The organism is Ensifer sp. Root1252 (assembly GCF_001425885.1).
GTDB classification, from domain to species: Bacteria; Pseudomonadota; Alphaproteobacteria; order Rhizobiales; family Rhizobiaceae; genus Ensifer; species Ensifer canadensis.
Window position 1 is genome coordinate 1 of the sequence record NZ_LMDT01000025.1, and the last position, 20961, is coordinate 20961.

Genomic DNA, 20961 nt, shown 5'->3' on the forward strand with positions numbered 1-20961 from the left:
CATAGCGGTTTACCGAGATGGCGCGGGGTGGAGCAGCCCGGTAGCTCGTCAGGCTCATAACCTGAAGGCCGCAGGTTCAAATCCTGCCCCCGCAACCATCTTTACTTGCGATGACCCCGCCCCTAAGGCGGGGTTTTTCGTTTGTGCGGAAATCGTAAGGATTCCAGCAAGATCGCCCTGAACGTCGATCTCCACCTTGCCCTCCACCGGCCTCAGCACGATCGTGTCCACCACCAAGCGCAGTATGCTCGCCGCCTCGATCCGCTTCTCCTTCTCTTTGTAGCGGGCATCGCGACCTTCAATGCACCTCTCCTTTCGGCATCAGGAGGTGCGTTTCCCCCGTCGCCTCATCATCTTCACTTCTTCCGCGAAGCACTCCCGCGCTGCCTGCCGTGCCAGAAAGTCGACCAGACCCAGAAAGCGCGGATCGGGGTTGCCACGAGGTGTAAAGGTAAGCTCCAGTTCGTCGATCAGCAAGGATTCGAGGAGCTCTTCGCGCTCTCTTCTTGACATCTTCGCTTTGTTGCCGGGTGGGTGCAAGGTCATGCCCTGCAGAATTCGCGTGAGGATCAGTATAAGCAACTGAAATTAAAGGCGTATATTCGGCGGTGGACGGCGTGCCTTCGGCGGCTACGGCAAAGCTTGGCGCACTTCCGCGTGCCGCAGCATATGGAAAATACTGGCGCCAACGCGCAGTATTGTTCTGCATTACTGCTTTATGGCGCGAGTCTCGTGGCATCGCTGACATCCCTTGTTTATGATGTTAATATCGGCTATATATCAGGATATAGAACGGAGACCCGTCATGAGCAATGCCGCACAGAAGAGAGCAATCGAGAATTATCGCGCACGGCTGACGCAGCGCGGCTTCAAGCGCTTCGAGGTCCTGGCGCTAGAATCCGACCGCGAACTGATCCGGTCGCTTGCCCGCCAACTAGCTGAAGAGGGGCCGGAAGCGGAGCAGGCGCGGGCGGCGGTCAAGGCCCTCGTCGCGAGTGAGCCGCCGAAATCCGGCGGTATCCTGTCCGCCCTCCGCCGCTCGCCTCTGGTCGGCGCTGATCTCGATCTGTCGCGCCCCCGCGAGGAAGGGCGCAGGGTCGAGCTGTGACGCGTTATCTCCTCGATACAAACATCATCAGCAATATCGTCAAGCCGCAGCCCTCGGAAGCGCTGTTGGCATGGTGGATCGAACAGAAGGATGAGAACCTGTTCGTCGCTTCGCTCACCATCGCGGAAATCCGGCGCGGCATTCTGGAGAAGCCGCGCGGCAAGAAGCGAGACGCCCTTGATGCCTGGTTCTCGGGGCCGGAAGGTCCGCAGGAGTTGTTCGCCAACCGTATCCTTACGTTCGACGACAAGGCAGCTTTGATCTGGGCGCGATTGATGGCCGAAGGCAAAGCCGCAGGTCGTCCGCGCAGCGCACTCGACATGATCATCGCTGCCGTCGCCGGTGCTAACGACTGCGTGGTGGTCACGGACAACGGAAAAGATTTCGCCGGTATCCAATTCGTCAATCCTATGAGGGATGGCAACTGATGTCTTGGTTGGGTGACAGATTCTCGGGAGAGAGGCATGGCTGAAACGCAGATCGAGTGGACGGATTCGACTTGGAATCCAGTCGCCGGGTGTTCGATTGTGACCGCTGGCTGCACGCATTGCTATGCCATGGAAATGGCTAAACGCCTCGAGGCGATGGGCGTGGAGAAATATGCGGGGCTGACCCGCAAGACTGGACGGCGAACTGTCTAAAATGGCGTGGTACGCGAGGATCGGGAGGCGCTGTCGATTCCGCATCGCTGGCGCAAACCCCGAAAGATCTTCGTAAACTCGATGAGTGACCTGTTTCATGAGCAGGTCAGCGACGCCTTCATTCTCGAAGTTTCGCAGGTGATGCGCGAGACGCCGCCCCACGGGCGGCATCATTTCGGAATGCGGGGGCGGATTGCCTCGGAATCTGCAGCCACAACTATCAAATCCTCACGAAGCGGCCGGACCGAATGACGGAGCTGGTTTCCGGCAAGATTGGCGAAGCCCTGCCCAACGTCTGGCTCGGCACCAGCACTGAAAACGCGGATGTCGTCAATCGTGTTGAGCATCTGCATAGGGCGCCCGCTGCGATCCGGTTCATTTCTTTCGAGCCATTAATTGGTTCGGTTGGGGCCGTTGATCTACAGGACATCCACTGGGCAATTGTGGGCGAGCCGGTTTCTCTCCTGACCGGCCTTCTCACCTGCGGATGCTGAGGCGGCAAGTTCGGCATCGTCACGCCTAGCCGCTATGCCTGCCTCAACCATCACAGGCGGGGCACCTGAGACAATGGTCGGTCCATCACCCGTGAGCAGATCGAGGCGCGGGTTCTGTCCGGCATCAAGGACAAACTTGTCTCGTCGCATGCGGTCGCCGAGGCTGCCGAGGAGATGAACCGGCTGAATCATGACCGACGTGCGCAGGCGGCAACCGACCGGAAAAATCTCGCGAAGATCGAAAAGGCTATCGCCGGGATTATTTCCGCCATCGATGGATGGCATGTACCAGCCGTCGATGAAGGCGCGCATGGATGACCTCGAACGACAGAAGGCGGATATCACCGCCCGCCTGTCACAGGCCTCCGCCGACATGCCTGACATTCTCCCGAACGTTGTCATCCTCTACCGGCTGCGGGTGGAGCGTCTGACGGAAGCGCTTGAGGATCCAGACGGAGGCAGGCAGGCGGCGGAGGCGTTGCGCCCGCTGATCGGCGAGATCGTACTGACCCCTAGCATCAAGCGCGGCGACGTTCATGCAGAGCTACGCGGCGAGCTGTTTGGCATTCTCGGCTTTGCCAATGCGGAAGCGGGAGGGCCGCAGAACAGCCCTTTTATGCCATTCGTTGAAGCGAGCCCCCGCAACCAAATCAAAACAACAGCTCGCAAGATCGAAAGGCCGGCGGGCTTTTTTGGCGTTCTAAGGCAGAACAAAGCAATGGTCGGTGTCTCAATTAGGAGTCAAGAGGGTGTTGATTAGTGAGATTAGTATTGTAAGGGGTGGCGGTTAGTGTCCTGTCTGGGGGCGCCGAGTTGAGCCTATGTGCGGACAGCTTCCCCCTGACTGCGCCACGGTCGCCGGCCTTCGAGCGGGGAGCTTCCCACGCAACGCCCCCGATTGTCAGAGTGCGGGCAGGATTTTAGTTTCGGGTTGAGGACCGGGCGAGAGGCTTCCGCGGCTGCTCGTCGACAAACTCGCCGCCGTGCTTTGATGGCGGGCCTCGCTGGCGAGATGTTCGGCGAGTCTGATGGCCAAGGCGACGGCGGGAAGCGTGGGGTTCGCTTGTCCGGACGTAGCGAAAACGGAGCTGCCGGCGATATGGAGGTTAGCGATGTCGATGACGCGACAGTTGTGGTTGACGATGGCGTGGTTGCGGTCCACGCCCATCTTGGTCAACCCGATCTGATGGTATCCGTCTTTGGCTTGCGCGGCGATATGCTCTTCGAGGTTTTCGGGGGCTGCGTCGAATATCAGCTTGCCTATCTTGCGCTCCTTGAGCCAGCGATCCAAGGCGACATGTGCTTGGAGCGTCCCGCGAAAATCCTGAGGCAGATATCGGAATGAGACGTCGAGCTTGAACTGACCGTCCGCATCTTGCTCTGGCTTGAGGAAGACGCGGCTTGAACTGCTTGGAATTTGCTCCCCATGGTAGCGAAGGCCGTATTTCATGTCTGGCCTGCGCAGCAGAACATATGGTTCGGCAAAGCTGAATTTTTGGCGAAGCAGCCCCAGCGCGGAAGAGGTCGCGCCAAGGGGATTGCGCAGTACATTATGCAGAGCATTATAGTAACGGAATCGGTCGGCTTCGCCCCATGTCGCCTTGTGGACGAAGGACTTCCGACTGTTCCAGAGATGTAGCAGCGAGAGCGCCGTGTCGGCCTCACCGAAAGCGGCCCTCCGGTTCGTCGGCCAAAAAGCGATATTCGGCAGCTCGTGTGCCCGTTGCAATTGGGGGGCGGGTTGAAACCGGTTACACACGAAGGTTCCGGTGGATGTGCGCTTAAAAAGATACCGTTCGGCATGCTCTTTGGTGGCGAATTCGATCTGCGCGATCTGTCCAGCGAGATGTCCCATGTAGAAGCGCCCGAGCGGCCCATCGCTTCCGCCGAACAATTGCGGAAACGCCAGCTGGAGGTTCAGTAGGAGCCGGGTATTACCTCTGCCGCCACAGGCCAGCACATATTGGTCGGCGCACACCTTGTACGAACCACCGCGGCAGGCAATCGACATGGAATGTACGCGCGCCTCAACCGGATCGAACGCCAGAGCTTTGATCCTCGCGTCCAGGGCGACGAAGAGGTTCTTCGAAGAAGCGAGCTCGGCGCTGTTGGCCTTCGCTGTGTTGCGTATTCGTGTCCAGCTTTCCCGGGATGATGGGAAAGCAGTCTCCGGTTCCGGCTCCGATCGCTCGCCGGCGACGTTGCTGCTCAAAAGAGCCCGTGCCCGCTGATAAAAAGGCGAAATCTCTTCGTGAGCAATAGGCCAACCGGAGTGTGCGACATAATCTCTTGCCTCGAAGTCTATATCATCCAGCTCAACGCATTGCCCACCCCATCGTTCGGACGTGCCGCCAAGTCCGGTGGCCGAAGTAAGTCGGTCCGCAGCGTGATAGATATCGTCTTCTATGTCGAAGCCTGTTTCGTTTCGTTGGGGTCGTTTCGATCGTTTCGGCCCCGCTTCGAGAAGCAGCGTTCGCATGCCGCGCCTGCTCAATTCAAGCGCAGCGGCAATACCGACCGGGCCAGCGCCCGCGACGCACACGTCAAACGCCTGTTGAAAGACCTCTAAACCCGCAAACATCTGCCCCCCACTTTTGAGCCAGCGCCCTTTTAGCCGCCACCGCAATCACCCTTCCGTCCCCTTGTGGCACTGCGGATCAGTCTTGGCGCGATCGCCAGCGGATTGAAGACGGAGGCGCCAACTGACACGGCACGCTAGAGTTTCACTATCCGCAGAACAACTTCGCCTAAAGTTGGATGATTTTGCTCGTCACCTCGATCAAAAGGATTAGTGGCAGCTTTCGCCAGCGCATTGTCCGGCGTGAAATCCGTTGGTCTCCCGCCAGGAACTCGACCGGGCGCTGACGATCGTCGAACAATCGATCCTCGCGGGTTGACGCGCCGGACATCGGACAAAGCAGGAGGAATGCCATGAAAGCCGTTCGGATGGATCAGGAAATCGAATGCCCGGAAATCGACGTCAGGCTACGGGCGCGCGGCGTCGAGCTCGTCTCGCTGCCCGACGGCGGGTGCCGGAGGACAGGCTGATGCGCGAGGTGGCTGAAGCCGACCTCCTGCTCTTGTGCTACACGCCGATCACCGCCCGCATCATCGCCGCGGCTAGGCGCCTCAAGGTGCGGCGGCGACGTCGTAATATGAGCGAAATTGATATAGCGTCCCGAAATACAAGTCTCTGCGTGATCAAGCCCCCGCAACCAAATCAAAAAAAGCCCGCCATGCGAAAACCGGCATGTCACTTCGGCCGACCAGGTCTGATCCTCCTTCGAGGCGCCTTCGAGCAGCTTCTTTGCCATCTTGCAGTCTCCTTCGACGGGGCGGCAATGCAAATCCGTGACTTTCCAAAACTTTCACGCGTGGGCGCGCACCTCTAAACCAAACTGCGGGTGTCATACGGCTAAGGCCGTGCATCCAGACGGGAGCCGGCGTGCCGCCGGCGACCCATGATCCGCAGGCCGCGGCTCTGGGCAGGTCGCTGGGGACTCGGGCCGAAGGTGTATGGCACCATACAGCTGGCTCGTTGTTGTGATTATGATGGGCGTGGTGTGGGTGTTGGTACATCCGTGACGTTATCGTTGGCCCATGTCGTGATCGCGTGGACCTGCCCGGTGATATGATCCCGCAAGTAGGTTTCCTGACCTGCCAGGCCCATTGGATAAAGCTTATTTCGGCTGGCCTCGTAGTCAGCACTCTGGTCGGTGCAGAGGCGAATGCGCATATCCTGCGGCGCGACACCCCTCCGGTTCGGCAGATGATCCACAAGCACTGCATCGGGGGACAGCGTTCCATCGAAGGCTTGCGTCAGATATTGCGCGGATCTTTCGTTGCGTTCCCGTTCTGTCGTTGCGCCCAAGATGACCACCATCACGCGCCTTCCATTTCGAGTTGCGAGCCCGACGATATTTCGTCCGGATGCACATAGGAAACCAGTCTTCATCCCGATGGTTCCGCTGAAACGCGTCAACAACAGATTGTTGGACTTGATCTCTTTACCGTCGATCGTGACTGCCGAAGCCAGGAAGAAGCGGCGATATTCAGGAAACATCCGGTCCACTTCCAACCCAAGGATCGCAAGATCGCGGGCAGTCGTGTAATTCTCTCGGTCAAATAGACCGTTTGGATTGGTAAAATGCGTGCCCGTAAGCCCGATGCGGGCCGCCGCTTCATTCATTCGCCGAACGAAAGACGTTTCGCCGGAAGCGACTACTTCTGCCAAGGCTACAGCGACGTCATTTGCTGAAGCCGTCATCGTGGCAAAGAGCGCATCTTCGAGGGTCATCGTCCGGCCGAAGGTCAGGCCGGATTCGAGAAACGCCTGTTTCGTTGCGTTGCGGGTCATGGTGACCGGTGTCGTCAGTGTCACCTCGCCAGACCGAAGGGCTTCAAACACGACGAACGCGGTCATGAGCTTGGTTGTCGAGGCCGGATACCAGGGTACGCCGGCATCTTCCTGATAGAGAACTTGATGGCTGTCGGCATCCACGACGAGTGCCGGCGTTGCATTCGCCGGTGTCCACAAAAAAAGGGACGCCATAAACGCCAATCTTTTCAAAGGTTTTCCGGCGATTATGTTTTTCGTCATGTGCCAGTCTCCGGGAAGGCGTCCTAATGACATGATGTGCCGCGGGGCACAAGCGTTCGCTGCGGCGCGTCGGAGGCGCGTTGCTTCGCTAGGTAACGCGACGCTGCCGAAGGCGAGGGATCTTCGCGATTGGCTATCGGTGGTCATGCGGGGTGGGGGAGCGCACTAGCCTTGCGCCAGTGCGCGCGCAGTCGCGAAGAAGGCCTGTATTGACTTGCTGCTACGGCGATCCTTCAGGCAGATCAGCTTTTCATGCATCGAAAGCGGCTGGTGTTCGAGCGCGATTTTCACCAGCCTCGGATCGTTGTCGAACTCCGCTTCGGACACAACCCCGAGACCCATGCCTGCGGCAACGATCCGCCGGACGGCTTCGCGTCCTTCGGCCTCGATTGCGTAGCGGAGGGTCACCCCTTGCGCCCCCGCGAGCTTCTCCAGCATCTGCCTGGTGCGTGAACCGTGCTCCCTCATGATCAGGGGCCATGCGCTCAACGCCTCAAGCGGAATGCTCGTCCGCGTCGCCAGGGGATGCAATTTCGCGGCGAAGAGCACGACAGGCGAGACATTGAGCGAAAAGACCTCGAACGGGCGCTCATCGGCCAATTCGCCAAGGACGCCGACGTCCACGTCGTAGGCAAGCAAATCCTCCACGATGCTGTTGGAATTGCCGCCGACGATCTTGATCTGAATGCCGGGAAACCGCGCCTGGAAGACGGTGAGCACGTCCAGGACGTGATCCACCGAATCGGCTGCGATCCTGAGCATGCCTGCCCGCAACGATCGCTCCTCCTGCAGGACCTCGAGGGCTTCGCCTTCGGCATCGAACAGGCGGTGGGTCGCCGCCAGGAGCCGGGAACCTGCCGGTGTCAGCTCGATCTGACGGCGCTTTCGAACGAATAGGGCGACGTCGTATTCCTCCTCCAGCCAGCGCACTTGGTCGGAAATGGCAGGCTGCGTGAGGTGCAATGCGCGGGCAGCTTGCGAAAAACTGCCGGCAAGAGCCACGTGATGGAAAGCCCGAAGCTGGACATAGCGCATGACAGGCGGAAGCCCCTAGGTGATGCTTCTTCGGCATCGAAGAATTCTTAATTTGTCTCATTAATATCGATTTTGTTCACTCTCCGATAGATGCGATAGCTTGCACGCAGCTGCACGATGATCGGAGAAAGCGATGAAAGCCACAGCATCCGCCCTGGTTCACACGGAGGGCGAAGCCAACACGTCGGCAGCGCGCGGGGCCTGGAACGCCCGGATGGGCGATGAACGGACGAACTCCCTCGTAGCGCGCGACGCCGCCGCATTCCTGCACCAGAGCCTGTCAAGCCCCTGCCTGACCGCCATCGCCAAGGCGGAGGGCATCTGGATCGAGGATACCGCTGGCCGGCGCTACATGGACTTCCATGGAAACAGCGTTCACCACATCGGCTATGGCCATCCCCGGCTGAAACAGGCAATCAAGGCCCAGATCGATGATTTGTGTTTTGCACCGCGTCGTTTCACCTGCGAACCTGCCGTCGAGCTTGCCGAGATGCTCGGCCGTCTTGCGCCCGGCGATCTCGGCAAGGTCTTGTTCACCACGGGTGGATCCGATGCGATCGAAGTCGCACTGAAGCTGGCGCGCGCCGCGACCGGCCGGTTTAAGACGCTTTCCTTCTGGGATGCCTTCCACGGCGCCGGATTCGGCGCGTCGAGCGTCGGCGGCGAGGCGACCTTCCGCTCGGGCATAGCCGGCCCGCTCCTGCCGGGCGCCGAACACGTCGCGCCCTGGGCGAACCGCCACTGCGGCTATGGCCAGGACAATCTCGAAAGTTCCGCGCGCGCCTGCGCCAATATGATCTCCTACGTCCTCGCCCGCGAGGGCGATTTTGCAGCGCTGGTCGCCGAACCGATGCGGGCGACGCCCAATCCACCGGCGCCGGGTTTCTGGAAACAGGTGCGTGAGGCCTGCGACCGGCACGGAACCTTGCTGATCTTCGACGAAATTCCGACCGGCCTAGGCAAGACCGGCCGCTTCTTTGCCTGCGAGCACGACGACGTCGTTCCCGACATCCTCGTGCTCGGAAAATCGCTCGGTGGCGGCATTTTGCCGATCGCGGGCGTGGTCGCCAGGCGCGATCTCGACGTGGCGGGCGACTATGCCATCGGCCACTACACGCACGAAAAGAACCCGGTAACGACGCGCGCGGCGCTGACCACCATTTCCATCATCATCGAGGAGGGGCTTGCGGAGCGGGCCGCCGAACTCGGCGGCTATGCGATGGAGCGGCTCAGCACTTTCGGCGAACGCTGCGCGGCGGTCGGAGATGTGCGCGGCCGCGGCCTGCTTTTCGGCGTCGAGATCGTATCCGACCGGACGGATTTCACGCCGGACAATGCGCTGGCGGAGCGGGCCTATTATCGCTGCATGGAAGCGGGGCTGAGCCTGAAGATCAGCCAGGGCAACGTCATGACACTCTCGCCGCCCATGGTGGTCTCCCGCCAAGAACTCGACCGGGCGCTGACGATCGTCGAACAATCGATCCTCGCGGGTTGACGCGGCGGACATCGGATAAAGCAGGAGGAATGCCATAAAAGCCGCACGGATCAGGAAATCGAATGATCGACGCCGGGCTACGGGCGCGCGGTGTCGAGCTCGTCTCGCTGCCCGACGGCGTGCCGAGGACAGGCTGATGCGCGAGGTGGCTGAAGCTGACCTCCTGCTCTTGTGCTACACGCCGATCACCGCCCGCAGGGATGGCTGCTGACCGAGATCATGCGGATCGACGGTGAAAGCACAGATGCGAGGTAGGTTCGGCAATTGCCAGAAAGTCGAGCAGATCCTCTTTCGAGAGCGCGGCGCAACCCGCAGTCGGCGAATAGGTCGGTTGGGCGACATGCAGAAAGATCGCGCTGCCCGCGCCGGCCACCGGCGGGTCGTCATTGTGTCCCAATACGACTACAACGTCATAGAGATCGTCATGTCGCCAAAGCTCTTCATGGCTCGCGGCGAAGGGTAGCTTCACCTGGCAATTGTAGTCTGGGTGCGAGGGGGCGTCGCACCAGCCGTCCAACCTGTCGATCTCATGGCAGGGGAACTGCGTTGTCGGCTTGGCCATCCGGTCTGCCCGGTAGAAAATCTGGCGGATCGGCCAACGGCCCACGGGGCTGACACCATCGCCCTCGACCTTGTCTGTATGCAAGCCGCCGCGGCCGACGGCGCAGCGCCAGCGCTTGTCTCCAAATGTGGCTTGCCAGCCGTCCCCGTCTCGCGAAACGATCAGATCCACGCTCAACTCCTTCCTTCTTGAAATCTCACAGACCCAGGGGAAAATGACACGCGACTGGCCGGCCGCCCCGATCGGACAGGGCCGGTTCCTCCGTCCTGCAGATCGCCTGAGCGTAAGGACAGCGCGTCTGAAATCGACATCCGGTAGGCAAGTTCATCGGGCTCGGAATGTCGCCGACCAGCAACGGCTTTTCGCGGTTCCGCTGATGTGGATCGGCGCGCGGAACCGCCGAAATCAGAAACATCGTGTAGGGGTGACGCGGATTGGAAAATATCTCCTCCGTCGTGCCGACCTCCACCATCCGCCCGAGGAACATCACGCCGACGCGGTCAGCGAACTGGCGAACCACACTCAGATCGTGCGTGATGAACAGATAGGTCAGCTTCAGCTGTTCCTGAAGATCGCGGAGCAGGTTCAGGACCTGCGCCTGAATCGAGACGTCCAGCGCCGAAACTGCCTCGTCGCAGACCACGAATTCAGGGCTGTTGGCGAGAGCGCGGGCGATGCCGATGCGCTGCCGTTGCCCGCCGCTGAACTGATGCGGGTAACGGCGCAACAAGGTTCGCCGCAGCCCGACCATGTCGAGCAGTTCGCCGCAGCGTTCCTCGATCTGGGCCTCTGTTCCGAAGCGGTGCGTGCGCAGCGGTTCGGCCAGAATGTCCTTGATCCGCATCCGGGGATTGAGCGAGGCAAACGGGTCCTGAAAGACGATCTGGAGCTTCTTGCGCATCGCCCGCATCGCTGAATCGTTCAGCGCGTGAAGGTCCTGGCCGCGATACCGCACGGTGCCCGCGGTCCGGTCGAGGAGCCGCAGCATGACACGGCCAAGCGTGGTCTTGCCGCAGCCCGACTCGCCCACCAGCGCGAATGTCTCTCTCTCGTAGATATCCAGACTGACGCCGTCCACGGCACGGATCACCTGATCCCGTCGGCCGAAGAAACTTGTACCGATAGGATAGTGCTTGCTTAGCCCGTCGGTTGAGATGAGGACTTCGCTCACAGCTTTCCTCCCTGTTTGTCGTGAAGCCAACAGCGGGCCTTGTGACCATTGCCGAGATCCGTCAGTTCGGGTTGCTGCACCCGGCAGATGGGCATCGCGTCCCCGCATCGGGGATTGAAACGACAGCCCGTGGGAAGTTTGGCGAGGTTGGGCACCACACCCGGAATGCTGTTCATGCGTTCCGCCGAGCGCTTTTCCGTCGCCTTCGGGATCGATGCGAGAAGTCCGCGCGTATAGGGATGCGATGGCCGGTCGAAGAGGTCGAAGACGTTGGCTTGCTCGACGATTTGACCCGCATACATCACGTTCACCTCGTCGCACATCTCTGCGATGATACCGAGATCATGGGTGATCATGACGATCGCGGTGCCGACCCTGTCGCGTAGCGCCATCATCAGCCGCAGGATTTGCGCCTGTGTCGTCACATCCAGCGCGGTCGTCGGCTCGTCCGCGATGAGAAGCTTCGGTTCGCAAATCAGTCCCATGGCGATCATCGCCCGTTGCCTGAGACCGCCCGACAGCTGGTGCGGATAGACGTCGAGACGCGCCGCAGGTTCCGGTATGCCCACCGTTTCGAACATGTGCAGAACCTTGTCGCGGATAGCACGCCGACCGAGATTCGTGTGAATCGAAAGAGGCTCTCCGACCTGCTGGACCATGGTTCTCACCGGGTTCAGGGATGTCATCGGCTCCTGGAACACCATCGATAGTTGACGGCCGCGGTTGCGCCGCAGTTCTTCGGCGTTCAGCCGTGTCAGGTCGGTGCCGTTCAGCATAATGCTGTCGGCGCTTACCTTTCCCTGGGGGGATGCCACCAGCCCCATCAGCGACAGCGCCGTCACGCTCTTGCCGGAGCCGGATTCTCCCACCAGTCCCACTATTTTGCCACGGCCGACGTCGAACGACACGCCGTCGACAACCTTGACGGAGCCGCGCTGGGTCTGGAATTCCGTGCGCAGGTTGCGCACGCTTAACAATATGCTCTGATCTGTCATCGCAGCGCCCGCTAGTCTTTCATGTAGGGATCGAGCGCGTCGCGCAGCCCGTCACCGACAAAATTGAACGCCAGCACCGCGACCAGGATTGCCACCCCCGGTATGATCGCGACCAGCGGTGCCGAGAAGAGGTATTCCTTGCCCTTTGCCACTAGCAACCCCCAGCTCGCTTCGGGTGGCTGGACGCCCACGCCGAGGAAGCTGAGACTCGATTCCCACATGATCGCCTCGGGAATGCTGAGCGAAAACAGGACGATCAGCGTCGGGATGACATTGGGGAAGAGGTGGCGAACCATGATCGTCACTTTGCTCGTGCCGTTCGCGCGCGCCGCCTCGATGTATTCCTTCTCCTTGAGGGCGAGCGTTTGGGAGCGCACGACCATCGCCACACCTGCCCAGCCGACGAGGCTCAACGCGATGAAGATGTTGAAGAGGTTTGCGCCCAGGGTGTACATCACGACCATCGCCAAGAGCAGCGACGGGAAAGCGAGCATGGTATCGGCCAGGCGCATGATGAGGACATCGGTCTTGCCTCCGAAATATCCGCTGATGATGCCCATTACGGCCCCGATCACCAGAGAGATGAAGCTCGGCACGATGCCGACGACCAACGAGATCCGAGCGCCATAGAGAATCCGCGTCAGAAGATCCCGGCCAAAATTGTCTGTCCCGAGCCAATAGGTGGTGGACGGCGGCAAGAACTGTTCGTCCAGCGCGACGCGATAGGGATCGTGGGGGCTGATAAGCGGAATAAAAATCGCAACGAAGACCAGAGCGCCGACCAAGATCAGCCCGATCACCGCCATGCGGTTTCTGCAGAAGACCCTGACCGTCTCACGAAAGAAGCTGTCGCTCTCGCTCGTATCGGCAAAGTCTTCCGTTGTTTCGGAAAATTGCGTCACTTCGATCCTCCCTTCATTTGGTATCGAATGCGGGGGTCGAGGACGGAGTAGAGAATATCGGCAATCAGATTCCCCATAATGACAAGGGTAGTCGCAAAGAGGACCGACCCTTGCAGAAGCGGCATATCGCGTGCCTGAATGGCGTTGACGGAGATGCGGCCGACGCCGGGAATGCCGAAGATCGCTTCGGTGATGACCGCACCGGACAGAAGCGTGGCAACCTGGATCGCCATGATAGCCACCACGGGAATGAGCGCGTTCTTGAGTGCATGCCGCTGAATTACCAGGATCTCGCGAAGTCCCTTGGCCCGGGCCGTTCGGATATAGTCAAGGCGCATCACTTCCAAGAGGCTGGATCGAGTCAAACGGGCGATCACGCCTGCGGAACTCCACCCCAGAACCATGGCGGGCATGATCACATATTCGAAGCCGTAGAACCCCGATACCGGCAGCCATTTCAGTTTCAAGGCGAAGATGTACTGCATCAGCAGGGCGGACCAGAAGATCGGCATCGACACGCCCAGAAGCGAGAAGCCCATGAAGAAATGGTCGAGCTTGGAACCCCGCCGAACCGCCGACAGAATCCCCACGGGGATGCCGATGACCCAGGAAACGATCGCCGCGCTGGCCGCGAGGAGAAGCGTATTCGGAAAGGCGTGGAGTATGAGCGTCGTCACGTCCCGGTTGAGCTTGATCGACACGCCGAGATCGCCCTGCAGCGCGGCGAAAAGGAACCTGAAATACCGCGTGAGCAGCGGATCATCGAGGTGCATCTGGGCACGCACGCGGTCGATCACTTCGGCGCTCGCATGTTCCTTCATCATCAGCGCGATGGGATCGCCGGGGATCACATTGAGCATGATGAAAAGCAACGCCGTGATGGCGATCAGAACGGGGATCGAAATCGCGATGCGCTTTATCACGAAGATCAGCATCGAAAGAAGTCTTTCATTGGGTCTCACTGAGGCGAGAGCTGCAAGGAGATACCTGCCAGAGAAGGCGCACTGGCGACAAGCGCGCACTGGAATGGGGCGGGCACCGATGAACAACGCCCGCCACCTCGAATGTCTTATTCGACTTCCATCTTATAGTAGCTCATATCGCTCCAGCCGTTCCACGGCACCACGAAGTTCTTCACCCGCGGCTGGACGACGTAGGCGTGATCGAGGCTGAACATCGGCACCCAGGCCGCGTCTTCTTGCACGATCCGATCGGTCATCTTCTGATAGAGTGCGCAGCGTTCCTCGGGATTGGTCATCGACCGTGCCTTGTCGAGAGCCGCGAAGACTTCAGTATCGTTGTTGTTGTAACCACGAACCGCTGTCCCGCTCTTGCTGAAGAACGTGTAGAAGAAGTTATCCGGATCGTTGAAGTCAGCGGACCAGTTTTGCGTGTAGTTGTCGACCGTCCCGGCCTTGCGGCTCGCAAGATAGGCCGACTCGTCCATCGTGTTGATCTGGACGTTGAAGCCGGCTTCCTTAATCTGGGCCTGAATGATCTGGTTCATGTCAGACCATTTCGAAGACCAGCTGCTGACCTGCGCAAGCTTGATGTCCACGCCGTCGGGATAACCCGCTTCGGCCAGAAGTTGCTTGGCCTTGCCCGGATTGTATTCGATGGGCGTGGCGGCGGCGTAGCAGGTAAGGCCGCGCGGCATCACGCCGTTTTCAACCATGCCCTTGCCGTAGAAATTCTTCTGGAGAATTTCCTCGCGGTTGATGGCCATCTGGAATGCCTTGCGGACGCGCACGTCGTCAAAGGGCTTCAACGCCTGGTTGATGTGATAGTAGTACATGCCGACGCGCGGACCCGCCCGGACCTGGCCCTTCCACTGATCACTGCTGGTGAAATAGGGCAACTGCGTCGGAGCGTAGTCAACGTCGAAGACGTCCAGTTCGTCAGATTCAAAGAGAAGCCGCAAGGTCTCCGAATCTGCGACAACGCGGATGATGATCTGGTCGAGCTTGGGACGACCACGGTAGTACTGGTCGTTGGCTTCGAGAACCTGATTGTCGTTCAGATTGTATTCCGTCAACTTGAACGGACCAGTGCCGTTGGTCGTTTCAGGCGTAAGACCGTACTGGTCGCCCAACGGTTCGGTGAACTTCCGATTGTAGATCGAGGCGGCCGGGGCGGCCATAAGAGCGGTGAAGGCCGCGTAGGGGTCGCGCAGAACGATCTTGACAGTGTATTTGTCTACTGCCTGCAATCCACGGACAGTGGTGGCCGTTCCGTCCAGCCGCTCCCTGGCGCCATCGACGAAGTCGAGAATATCGGTGCTGAGGGCCTTGGTCTTGGGGTCGAGCATCCGGTCGAAGGTGTAGACGACGTCATCGGCCGTCAGTTCCTCGCCATTGTGGAAAAGGACTCCCTTGCGCAGATGGAACGTATAGGTCTTGCCATCCTCCGAAACTTCCCAGCGCTCGGCGAGGCCGGGCACCAGCTTCGATTGGCCGGGGCCGCTCGTTTCCGCTTCGATAAGCCGGTCGTAAACATTCAGCGGCAGGGTGTAGAAGTCCTGCGTCATCTGCACATCGACCGTCTTCGGATCCTCTTGGTAGGCGATCCGCAATACGTGATCTGCCGCCAGTGTCGGCGAGGCCAGGGCAAGCGTGACCAGCCCCGTCGCCATTAGAATTTTGACCTTATTAAGCATTTGTCCGTCCTTCTTCCTTTTTCTTGGTTCCCCATCCGGGTCGACGTGCACGACGAATGTCGCCGCGTGCCTCCCCGGCTGTTCCGTTTCCGGATCAGTTTCCAGTTCAGCTCGTGCCAATTGTCACTGGCGTCCTGAGCGCCCCGTCCGAGACCGGTTGAGCTGACCTGGTCGCTTCCTGCCCTTCCGGAACAGGAAACTGCCACCTTCCCGCTTGCTCGAGCCTCAGCATCTCGCTGATATCCTGCCTACGCCGTATCGTCCGGAACCGGCTGCCCTCCACGAGTACCTCGGCCACGAGATCACGGGAGTTGTAGGTCGAGGCCATCGACGCGCCATAGGCGCCGGCGCAATCGAACGCCAGCAGATCGCCCGCGCGCATCTCGCCAAGTCTATCATACGTCCCGAATTGGTCGGAGCTTTCGCAGATCGGACCCACGAGGCTGTAGTGAGGGGCGGCCCGATCCGTGCGCGGCTCGTGAAGAGTTAAAACGGGATGCTGCGCGTCGTAAAGCGCCGGACGCATCAGGTCGTTCATCCCGACGTCCAGGATGGCCATGGGTCCGCTTTGCATTTCCTTGAGGTAAAGAACCTCCGTCACCAGTAATCCCGCCCGTCCGACCAGCCATCGCCCGGGCTCCACAGTCAGTTGGCAGCCAAGGTGGCCGACTGTCTCGGCGATGATTGCAGCATATTCTGCGATGTCGGGACCCGGCGTGTCGTTCGAGGCGATGCCTATCCCGCCGCCAAGATCAAGACGCGGCACAACCAGTCCTCTCCCGCGCATGAACACCACCAGATCGGCCATTGCCGAAAAGGCACGTCGGAACGGCGACATGTCGTGAATTTGCGATCCGATGTGAACGGCGACGCCCAGCACCTCGAGTTCCGGCATCGCCGCTGCCTCGGCATAGAGGTCGGCTACATCGCCGATCGGGATTCCGAACTTGCTGTCCTTGGTGGCCGTCGTGATTTTTGCGTGTGTCTTTGCATCGACGTCGGGATTCACGCGAAGCGTGATAGGCGCGCGCTGGCCAAGTCCTCGAGCAACCTCGGCCACTGCGGTGATTTCAGCTGCCGACTCGACGTTGATCTGGTGGATGCCGACCTCAACTGCGCGGGCAATCTCGGCGCGCGTCTTTCCAACCCCGGAGAAGATGATCTTGGATGCCGGCACTCCCGCGGCGAGGGCGCGCTCAAGCTCTCCGCCGGAAACGATGTCCATGCCGCAACCAAGTTCGGCGAGCAAGCCAAGCACGGCGATGTTGCTGTTGGCCTTGACCGCGAAACAGATCGAAACGCCGATCGGGTTAACGGCAGACGCGAGATACTTGTACGCCGATCGGATGGCATCTGCGGAATAGCAGTAGAAAGGGGTCGGCACGGCCCTTGCCACGGCGCTTAGACAGACATCCTCGATATGCAGGCCGCCAGCCTGATAGACGAGCCAGTCCCGGTCTTTTCCCAGGCGATTCGGGGATTCCGTATGTTTTGTCATCAGCCCATCACGAATAATTGCATCAGCGGTTACTAATGAGCAGATGATTCCAGACCTCACGATGCTTGGGAAATAATTGCTAAGGCCGTCTTATTCAGATTTGATATGCAAGTTGCTGGAACCTCGACCGGTCAAAGACGGGAACGGTGGCATCTCCGAGGCGGGAAAGAGAAAGAACGGAACGATGCGGCTCAATCAGCGTCAGATGGAGATTTTTAACGCCATCATGATCAACAAGAGCATGACCGCGGCTGCGGCGGCCTTGGGGACGTCGCAACCAACGATAAGCCGCGAGTTGCGGGATATGGAACAGCGGATCGGATTCGAGCTGTTCTTGCGCTTCGGCAAGCGCCTGACACCGACGAACCAGGCGCTGCTGCTGCATGAAGTCGTGCGCCGCGCCTTCGTAGGCATGGAAGAAATCAGTCGGGCCGCGTCCGCGATCCGAACACACAATGCCGCGAACTGCCGGGTCGCGACCATCCCCGCCTATGCGGAGGCGATCCTGCCCCGTGTGGCGCAACGACTCCTGAAGCATCGCCCCGCGGTTCATTTGTCCCTTCATTCCCTCGAGGAATTGTCGCTGCAGCATGAGATGGCCACGACCGTGTTTGACCTGGGGGTGACTGAAGGCCGGTTCGAACATCAGGGGGTTATCTCGCAGCGCATCGAAGTTGGCGACCTGGTCTGCGTCTTGCCGATTGGTCATCCGCTTTCGTCCAAACCGGTTCTCGAGCCTGCCGATTTCGATAGTGTCCCGTTCGTCTATTTTTCGCAGGATGACCCGTATAGACGGAAACTGGACGACATCTTCTTTGCAGCGGGCATCTCGCGTAGCTACGCGGTTGAAACGACGACGGCGGCAAGCGTCTGTTCAATGGTTTCAGCCGGAGTGGGCGTGTCAATCATCAATCCGCTGACCGCCGCGAACCATTTGGGCAAGGGCGTGGTCCTGCGAAGGTTCAGCGTCGGCGTCCCCTACGCGCTCGCCGTCTGGCGTCCGGCCCGAAAAACGGGTTCGGCAGTCGCGGAAAAATTCACCGCAGTCCTAAAAGATGTTGCCAACGAGATGCGAGCAACCTTGCAGTCTGCGATGGACAAGGGCTAGGCAACCGCGTTCTCATCGAAACGATCTGAACCGCACGCGACAGCGCCGGAAGAGCCGCACCGATAGCGTGACGAAGCGAATGACCCGCTGGACCGTATAACGGAATGGTTGCGTAAAGCTCAGGCATGGCGCGGATTGCAAGTCTCGGTGCGATCAGGCCAAAAGCCCGCGAGACAGTAATGTCCGCGGGCTTTTGGCGTTCCGAGACAAGACAAACGCAACTAACCGCCAAGCTCGCCCAAAACGAAGACCAGGAAAACACGGACCTTCAAGGGGAAATGAATGCGAGGCGTAAACCGCATACACATGCGTCAACGGGAGTTGCTTGGATCATCGGGCATGAACATGCAACGTTGGGGGTGGGGCGACCTGAAGAAATAGGCCCCATCTGCAAGTTGAGTCTGGCCTTGCTACAAAGGCCGCGGCGCTAGCCGGCGAAGAGCGGTTGTCGAAGCCTTTCAGCAGGTTTACTGTGAACTTGCAAATGCAACACCCCCGCCAGCTGGCGGGCCAGCGCAACACGCGCCCTTCTAGGCCCCGCACGTCTGGCGACCGCCAGTGCCCAACTCTTAAGAGCCGAGCCTTTGACCGGCCGGGTCAAAATGACGTTGGCCGCCTCGGAGAGCGCGGTTCGCACGCCCACATCGCCGATCCTCGAGATGCGACCGCTTTAGTCTGTCTCACCCGATTGATACTTCATTATTATGCTGCCTGCAAAGGCGTCTCTCAATACATGCGACACGGAGGATAACGGAAATGGCACAGACGATGAAGGCGGCTGTCGTTCGACAGTTCCGCGCTCCGCTAACCATCGAGGAGATGGAGGTTCCGACTCCGCGACCGGGACAGATACTAGTGAAATATGAAGCCACCGGTGTGTGCCATACCGATTTGCACGCGGTAAACGGCGATTGGCCAGTGAAGCCGACACCCCCCTTCATTCCGGGACATGAGGGTGTCGGCTATGTCTCGGCCATCGGCGCGGGTGTGAAAAGGGTGAAGGAAGGCGACAGGGTGGGGGTGCCATGGCTTCACTCTGCTTGCGGCTATTGCCCTTATTGCCGGACTGGTTGGGAAACTCTTTGCGCCTCGCAATCGAACACCGGATACTCGGTCAACGGAACCTTCGCTGAATTCGGACTGGCGGATCCCGACTTCGTCGGCAACATTCCCGATGGGTTGGAGTTCGGGCCCGCTGCGCCCGTTCTCTGCGCTGGTGTCACTGTTTATAAAGGCCTCAAGGAAACGGAAGTCCGCCCTGGTGAATGGGTGGCCATCTCGGGTGTTGGCGGTCTGGGCCACATGGCCGTTCAGTACGCGAAGGCGATGGGCATGAAGGTTGTCGCCGCTGACATATTCGAAGAAAAGCTGGCCTTGGCCAAACAACTTGGTGCCGACATCACGATCAACGGCAAGGCAGACGATGCCATTGAACAGGTGCACAAGGCCACGAATGGCGGCGTTCATGGAGCGCTGGTGACGGCCGTTTCTCCCGCCGCGATGGAACAGGGTTTCGGGTTCATGCGGTCGAAGGGCACGATGGCCCTCGTCGGCCTCCCTCCTGGGCAAATTTCCCTGCCTGTGTTCGAAACAGTCCTGAAACGTATTACCGTGCGCGGATCGATCGTGGGTACCCGCCAGGACCTGGAGGAATCGCTTCAGTTCGCGGCGGAAGGCAAGGTAACGCCCCATTTTTCGTGGGAGCCCCTGGAGAGCATCAACGATATCTTTCATCGGATGGAAGCGGGCAAGATTGACGGTCGCATCGTCATGAGATTGTAGCAGCTTGCATTACGGCCGAACTCGTTACAGCGAAGTCTTTGAAATTGGAGGCTCGACGAAAAACCATCAGGCAAACGCATACTGGCGCGCTTCGAATTACCTTTCTGGTTGGTCAGAAATATCTGCCGAACTATTTCCCATGTCTGACCACAAGGCGGCACTGGGAGTGGGCAAGCAACGACAAGGGACGCGACCCGGATGTTGTGCGTGTTTTGGCGATGTCCCCACTCTCGGGACGCTTGCCGCATTCCACCTCGGCACGACGCGTCCCTACGGGCCCTAACCGTCGTTCAACCATACCTATGCTGTGCAGAAGACAGGTGGGTGCCTATCACTACCGCATCGACCAAAGTCCCGTCGTCCTGATGGTTGAAAAGCTATAGAACCGGACTGGTCTGGGAGATTATGCGTCGGTGCGAGCCACAGGTGGTAGGGCTTCGGCGCGCAGGCTTCGCTGGGGCTTGCTTTGACAATGCAGATGCAAGCGCTGATAATCACTCTCGTTGAATTTCCGATGGCATTCGCGGGGGTTTCAATGAACAGCCACCATGAAGACATGTTCAGAATGGTACGCCGAAACAAGCTCGTCGGCATTTGGGCGGCGAAGAGGCTCGGGCTTGTGGGCGAAAGTGCCAAAGCATATTCAGACGACCTCGCCAAACTCAGCAGAATTCGATGTGAGTTCAATGCGGCTGGTGTAGTCCGTTCCGGCGACCAGGTTCTGCACATCAAAAGCCAATGCCGGTTGGACGAAGGCAACAAGAAACATGCGATGCGGGCTGCTGCCAGCGACGTCGCACTGGCGCAGATCGGCCGCAATTTCTGGTCGAAATGACTTCCAATCAATTCTGGTGAAGACAGCAGACAGTAGATTTACGCATGCGCCGTCCAGCCGAGTGGCGGGTGCACCGGAC

At 59.5% G+C, this 20961-nt stretch carries 20 protein-coding genes, 1 tRNA gene and 3 pseudogenes; 10 read left to right on the top strand and 14 right to left on the bottom strand.

All coding sequences use genetic code 11. From position 1 onward, the window contains the following. The first annotated feature begins 21 nt into the window (after positions 1-21). A tRNA-Met gene (locus tag ASD02_RS24795) sits at positions 22-98 on the top strand. A 223-nt stretch (positions 99-321) separates the two neighbouring features. Here ASD02_RS24795 and ASD02_RS24800 read toward each other — a convergent pair. Then, positions 322-582: a hypothetical protein gene (locus ASD02_RS24800; RefSeq protein WP_234908109.1), complete on the bottom strand. Its 261-nt coding sequence runs from the start codon at positions 580-582 to the stop codon at positions 322-324. A gap of 223 nt (positions 583-805) precedes the next feature. On the opposite strand from ASD02_RS24800, the gene ASD02_RS24805 reads away from it, so the two are divergent. The 3 genes and pseudogenes from ASD02_RS24805 to ASD02_RS24815 form a co-directional block, all read left to right on the top strand. Next, on the top strand, positions 806-1108 hold the full coding sequence (locus ASD02_RS24805) for a hypothetical protein (protein ID WP_057221292.1): 303 nt from the start codon (positions 806-808) through the stop codon (positions 1106-1108). After that, positions 1105-1536, top strand: a complete 432-nt coding sequence (locus ASD02_RS24810; RefSeq protein ID WP_057208401.1) for a PIN domain-containing protein — start codon at positions 1105-1107, stop codon at positions 1534-1536. Before ASD02_RS24805 ends, ASD02_RS24810 begins: the two co-directional genes overlap by 4 nt. 36 nt (positions 1537-1572) lie before the next feature. After that, positions 1573-2198 (top strand): annotated as a pseudogene (locus ASD02_RS24815) (DUF5131 family protein); the annotation flags it as partial. Here ASD02_RS24815 and ASD02_RS38515 read toward each other — a convergent pair. Continuing rightward, the gene (locus tag ASD02_RS38515; RefSeq protein ID WP_057247467.1) at positions 2169-2555 is read right to left on the bottom strand and encodes a hypothetical protein; all 387 of its coding nucleotides are present in this window, start codon (positions 2553-2555) and stop codon (positions 2169-2171) included. The pseudogene ASD02_RS24815 and the gene ASD02_RS38515 sit on opposite strands and share 30 nt — an antisense overlap. Between ASD02_RS38515 and ASD02_RS24820 the strand changes: the two genes are divergently transcribed. Continuing rightward, positions 2554-3003 carry a hypothetical protein gene (locus tag ASD02_RS24820; protein ID WP_057221293.1) on the top strand — a complete coding sequence of 150 codons (450 nt, stop codon included), beginning with the start codon at positions 2554-2556 and terminating at the stop codon, positions 3001-3003. The two genes, ASD02_RS38515 and ASD02_RS24820, sit on opposite strands and share 2 nt — an antisense overlap. Positions 3004-3144: 141 nt before the next feature. Here the strand turns inward: ASD02_RS24820 and ASD02_RS24825 are convergent, their stop codons facing one another. The 4 genes from ASD02_RS24825 to ASD02_RS24850 all read right to left on the bottom strand — a co-directional run bounded on the left by ASD02_RS24825 (position 3145) and on the right by ASD02_RS24850 (position 7878). After that, complete coding sequence (locus tag ASD02_RS24825; RefSeq protein ID WP_082555624.1) at positions 3145-4824, bottom strand: GMC oxidoreductase; 1680 nt, start codon at positions 4822-4824, stop codon at positions 3145-3147. Between the two features lie 370 nt (positions 4825-5194). After that, positions 5195-5557, bottom strand: a complete 363-nt coding sequence (locus tag ASD02_RS24840; protein ID WP_057221296.1) for a hypothetical protein — start codon at positions 5555-5557, stop codon at positions 5195-5197. Between the two features lie 233 nt (positions 5558-5790). Then, on the bottom strand, positions 5791-6843 hold the full coding sequence (locus tag ASD02_RS24845) for a D-alanyl-D-alanine carboxypeptidase family protein (RefSeq protein WP_057221297.1): 1053 nt from the start codon (positions 6841-6843) through the stop codon (positions 5791-5793). A gap of 165 nt (positions 6844-7008) precedes the next feature. Next, the gene (locus ASD02_RS24850; RefSeq protein WP_057221298.1) at positions 7009-7878 is read right to left on the bottom strand and encodes a LysR substrate-binding domain-containing protein; all 870 of its coding nucleotides are present in this window, start codon (positions 7876-7878) and stop codon (positions 7009-7011) included. A gap of 133 nt (positions 7879-8011) precedes the next feature. Between ASD02_RS24850 and ASD02_RS24855 the strand changes: the two genes are divergently transcribed. Next, positions 8012-9373: an aspartate aminotransferase family protein gene (locus ASD02_RS24855; protein ID WP_057221299.1), complete on the top strand. Its 1362-nt coding sequence runs from the start codon at positions 8012-8014 to the stop codon at positions 9371-9373. A gap of 217 nt (positions 9374-9590) precedes the next feature. On the opposite strand, the gene ASD02_RS24860 is transcribed toward ASD02_RS24855, so the two are convergent. The 7 genes from ASD02_RS24860 to lysA form a co-directional block, all read right to left on the bottom strand. Further along, positions 9591-10106 (bottom strand): L,D-transpeptidase family protein, encoded by a 516-nt coding sequence (locus tag ASD02_RS24860; RefSeq protein ID WP_057221300.1) that lies wholly within the window; start codon positions 10104-10106, stop codon positions 9591-9593. 25 nt (positions 10107-10131) lie between these two features. Continuing rightward, a complete protein-coding gene (locus ASD02_RS24865; protein WP_057221301.1) occupies positions 10132-11106 on the bottom strand; it encodes an ABC transporter ATP-binding protein in 975 nt (324 codons plus the stop codon). Then, on the bottom strand, positions 11103-12101 hold the full coding sequence (locus tag ASD02_RS24870; protein WP_025431469.1) for an ABC transporter ATP-binding protein: 999 nt from the start codon (positions 12099-12101) through the stop codon (positions 11103-11105). Before ASD02_RS24870 ends, ASD02_RS24865 begins: the two co-directional genes overlap by 4 nt. A gap of 11 nt (positions 12102-12112) precedes the next feature. Continuing rightward, positions 12113-13003 carry an ABC transporter permease gene (locus ASD02_RS24875; RefSeq protein ID WP_025431468.1) on the bottom strand — a complete coding sequence of 297 codons (891 nt, stop codon included), beginning with the start codon at positions 13001-13003 and terminating at the stop codon, positions 12113-12115. Beyond that, positions 13000-13938: an ABC transporter permease gene (locus ASD02_RS24880; protein WP_057221302.1), complete on the bottom strand. Its 939-nt coding sequence runs from the start codon at positions 13936-13938 to the stop codon at positions 13000-13002. Before ASD02_RS24880 ends, ASD02_RS24875 begins: the two co-directional genes overlap by 4 nt. A gap of 134 nt (positions 13939-14072) precedes the next feature. Then, positions 14073-15659, bottom strand: coding sequence for an ABC transporter substrate-binding protein (locus ASD02_RS24885; protein ID WP_057221303.1), 1587 nt, complete (start codon positions 15657-15659; stop codon positions 14073-14075). Between the two features lie 106 nt (positions 15660-15765). Continuing rightward, the gene (lysA, locus tag ASD02_RS24890) at positions 15766-17217 is read right to left on the bottom strand and encodes a diaminopimelate decarboxylase (protein WP_244494281.1); all 1452 of its coding nucleotides are present in this window, start codon (positions 17215-17217) and stop codon (positions 15766-15768) included. A 124-nt stretch (positions 17218-17341) separates the two neighbouring features. Between lysA and ASD02_RS24895 the strand changes: the two genes are divergently transcribed. Further along, complete coding sequence (locus ASD02_RS24895; protein ID WP_057221304.1) at positions 17342-18265, top strand: LysR family transcriptional regulator; 924 nt, start codon at positions 17342-17344, stop codon at positions 18263-18265. Positions 18266-18692: 427 nt separating this feature from the next. On the opposite strand, the pseudogene ASD02_RS39940 reads toward ASD02_RS24895, so the two are convergent. Continuing rightward, positions 18693-18962 (bottom strand): annotated as a pseudogene (locus ASD02_RS39940) (transposase); the annotation flags it as partial. A 59-nt stretch (positions 18963-19021) separates the two neighbouring features. Here ASD02_RS39940 and adhP point away from each other — a divergent pair. From adhP to ASD02_RS24905, 3 genes and pseudogenes are all read left to right on the top strand, one after another. Beyond that, positions 19022-20047 carry an alcohol dehydrogenase AdhP gene (gene adhP / locus ASD02_RS24900; protein WP_057221305.1) on the top strand — a complete coding sequence of 342 codons (1026 nt, stop codon included), beginning with the start codon at positions 19022-19024 and terminating at the stop codon, positions 20045-20047. Between the two features lie 253 nt (positions 20048-20300). Continuing rightward, positions 20301-20554: pseudogene (locus ASD02_RS39945) on the top strand (glucoamylase family protein); the annotation flags it as partial. A 28-nt stretch (positions 20555-20582) separates the two neighbouring features. After that, entirely contained in the window at positions 20583-20882 is a 300-nt protein-coding gene (locus tag ASD02_RS24905) for an ATPase inhibitor subunit zeta (RefSeq protein ID WP_063978373.1), read from the top strand. Positions 20883-20961 lie beyond the last annotated feature (79 nt).